This window comes from Kocuria sp. ZOR0020, from assembly GCF_000800955.1.
In the GTDB taxonomy this organism is placed as follows: Bacteria; Actinomycetota; Actinomycetes; order Actinomycetales; family Micrococcaceae; genus Kocuria; species Kocuria subflava.
On record NZ_JROX01000355.1, the window covers coordinates 1 to 3,313 of the forward strand.

General features: G+C 65.6%; 3 protein-coding genes. All 3 read left to right on the forward strand.

From position 1 onward, the window contains the following. On the forward strand, positions 1–993 hold a 993-nt coding region (locus L979_RS13725), incomplete at its 5' end, for a glycosyltransferase family 4 protein (protein ID WP_047692808.1). After that, positions 990–2,924: an ABC transporter ATP-binding protein gene (locus L979_RS13730; RefSeq protein WP_081994557.1), complete on the forward strand. Its 1,935-nt coding sequence runs from the start codon at positions 990–992 to the stop codon at positions 2,922–2,924. The genes L979_RS13725 and L979_RS13730, both read left to right, overlap by 4 nt. Continuing rightward, positions 2,921–3,313: hypothetical protein (locus tag L979_RS13735; protein ID WP_047692810.1), on the forward strand; the 393-nt coding region annotated here is incomplete at its 3' end. The genes L979_RS13730 and L979_RS13735, both read left to right, overlap by 4 nt.

The window sequence follows — 3,313 nt, forward strand, 5'->3', positions numbered from 1 at the left end:
ATGGAGCGTGTGGCCGCTCGCGAACAGGCACAGCAGAAGGCTGCGCAGGAGATTGCCGCGCAGGTGGTGGCGGCCGGTGCCGATGCCGTGTACGAACGCTATTCGCTGTTCTCCACTGCTCTGGCGGAGGTCTGCCAGACCCTGTCCATTCCGGGTTTCCTAGAGGTCAACGCTCCGCTGATCGATGAACAGCAGACGCACCGTGACCTGATTGACCACCACGGCGCCCATGCCGCGCTAAAGCATCAGGTGAGCCACGCCACGCGCATCGCGTGCGTTTCCGAACCCGTGGCTGACTGGGTGCGCAGCACAGCAGGCGCAGGCCTCACCCCGCAGCAGATGCAGGACCGCGTGGTGGTCACACCCAACGGTGTCAATGTTGAGCGCATCCGCCCCTCCAAGGATTCACAGGGCTGCCTGGAGGCCGGGCGCAGCCCCGTTGTGGTTTTCGTGGGGACTCTGAAACCTTGGCACGGCGTGGAACACCTGGTGGAGGCCCGCGCACTGGCAACCACCTCATGGCGGTTGCGTCTGGTGGGGGATGGTCCCCAAGGGCAGGCCCTGGCCGAACAGGCCACCCGGTTGGGGATTGAGGTCGAGTTCACCGGGGCCGTGGCCCCGGAGCACATCCCCGGCCACCTGGAGGACTGCGCTGTTGCCGTGGCCCCTTATCCGCGCACCGAGCAGAGCACGGACCAGTACTTTTCACCGCTGAAGATCTATGAATACTGTGCGGCTGCACTGCCCGTGGTGGCCTCCCGCGTGGGGCAGGTTCCCCAGATCATCGACGACGGCGTGACCGGGTTGCTGGTTGAACCCTCCGACCCGGTGGATCTGGCTCGGGCGGTGGATGACCTGGTCGGGGACCCGCGGCGTCGTCGTGCCTCGGGCCGGGCGGCACGTGAGATGGCCGAACGCGAACGCTCCTGGGATCGGGTGCTGGAAGCCATCCTGGACGGCACCGGTGTGGGCACAGTGGACGGTCGCCCATGAGCGCGGTGGCAGATGAACCCCGCGGCGGGGACCGGGACAAGCGCGTCACGGCCAGGACCGCCCGAAAATCCAAGGTCACCAAGATCGAGAAGCAGGCGCTGGGCCGAACCCTGAACCTCATTCGACCCCATCTTGGGGAACACCGCTGGTTGATAGCCGGCGGTGTTGTGGCGTTGCTGTTGGAAGTGGCCTTCCGGGTCTTGGAACCCTGGCCGTTGAAAATCCTGATTGACTCCATCACCCGCTCCCTGGGGGCGGATGCCACAGCGGTGGACCCGTGGATCCCGGAAGCCTCGTGGCAACTGCTTTTGGCAGCCGGTCTGGCCACCGTGTGCATCGTGGGCTTCCGTGCTCTGACCAACTATCTGGCCACCGTGGCCTTCGCCTTGGTGGGCTCACGGGTTTCCACGGTGCTGCGCGGGCGGCTGTTCCGCCATGTCCAAAGCCTCTCCGATCGCTTCCATTCGAGCTCCCGGGCGGGGGACACGGTTCAGCGCATCGTCTCCGACATCGGGAAGTTGCAGGAGGTGGCCGTCACCGCAGGCCTGCCCCTGCTGGCCAACGTGATCACCCTGGTGGTCATGTGCATCGTCATGTTGGTCCTGGACTGGATGTTGGCCCTGGTGGTGGTGGGAGCCATCCTGGCGTTCTGGTTCATCAGCCGCGGGTCATCGGGCAAGATCACGGAAGCCTCCCGCAAGACGCGCAAGGGCGAGGGCGCACTGGCCAACACCGCCCATGAATCGCTGGGTGCCATCCGCGTGGTGCAGGCCTACGGTCTGGAGGATCGCATGGCGGCCTCCTTCGAGAAGTCCAATCAGATGGCCCTGACCCAGGGGGTCCAGTCCCGGCGTCTGGCGGCCGGGTTGGAACGGGCCACGGATGTGATTGTGGGAGTGGCCACCGCCGTGGTTCTGGTGGGTGGTGGCTGGCGGGTGCTTCAGGAGCAGATGACCCTGGGGGACCTGGTGTTGTTCACCACCTACCTCAAGACCTGCATGAAGCCCCTGCGTGACATGGCCAAGTACACCGGACGCATTGCCCGTGCAACGGCCTCCGGCGAGCGGGTGGCTGATCTGATGGAGACCACCCCGGAGATCCGGGACACTGCGGAGAGCACACCGTTGCAAGCCGTGCGGGGTGAGATCGCGTTCCGGCGGGTTGATGCCTCCTACGGTGACCCGGCAGATCCTCACCATGGGTTGGTGCTCCAGGACATTGACGTGGTGATCCGTCCCGGGCAACACGTGAGTGTGATCGGGCCGTCCGGTTCTGGAAAGTCCACTCTGGCCTCCCTGTTGGTGCGGGCCATGGATCCGGTCCACGGCTCTGTGGCGGTGGATGGGCAGGACCTGCGGTTGCTGTCCGTGGCCTCCGTGCGCTCCAACGTGGCGTTGTTGCTGCAGGAATCGGTGCTCTTCCACGGAACCATTCGGGAAAACATCCGGATGGGGCGTGAAGATGCCACGGATGCCCAGGTGGAGGCGGCGGCCAAGGCCGCCCAGGCACATGAGTTCGTGACCGGTTTCCCCCAGGGGTACGACACCGTGGTGGCCGAACGTGGCTCCACACTCTCCGGTGGTCAGCGCCAGCGGATCGCCATTGCCCGCGCTCTGCTGCGCGATGCTCCTGTGGTGGTTCTGGACGAGGCAACCACCGGGCTGGATCCCCAATCCACCCAAGCGGTGGTGGATGCCATTGCCGAACTGATCCAGGGCCGAACCTCCGTGGCCGTCACGCACGATGCCGCCATGGCATTGGCCTCGGACCGTGTGTTGTGGGTTCAAGAGGGTCGCATCCTGTTGGACGGCACCCCGGAGGACCTGCTGGCTGATCCCGACGGCGTGTTCGCCGCCTGGGTGGCACAACAACAAGCCCGGGACCAGGCGGAGGTCCACGCTGCGGATTCAACGGAGGGGCAGCGGCCATGAACGTGGACCTCATTGATACCCCGGTCTCAGCCGAGCACCTTCCCGGAGTGAACTGGATCCTGAATCCACACCGATTGTGGGACCTGCCGTTGGCACACTCTGCACCACTTGGCGGTGGGGCTGCCGATGGTCTGCATCTGCGCACCTCTTACTTGCGCTACAAGCCGTCTGTGGCGGCCGTGGCCAGGCTGGATCTTTCCGCGACGGGCCACGGAAACCGGGTCACGGCCGGCGGTGGGCCCGCCCGGAGCCAAGTGCTCTGGGTGGCCACATACTCGCCACAGGCGGGTGGAAAACTGGAAAAGCTGCGCATCACGTTGCAGCAGCTCTACGGGGTGGCCGGGCAGGAGATGGTGGCCACCTGTCAGATTCCAGGCCGCCCTGGGCAC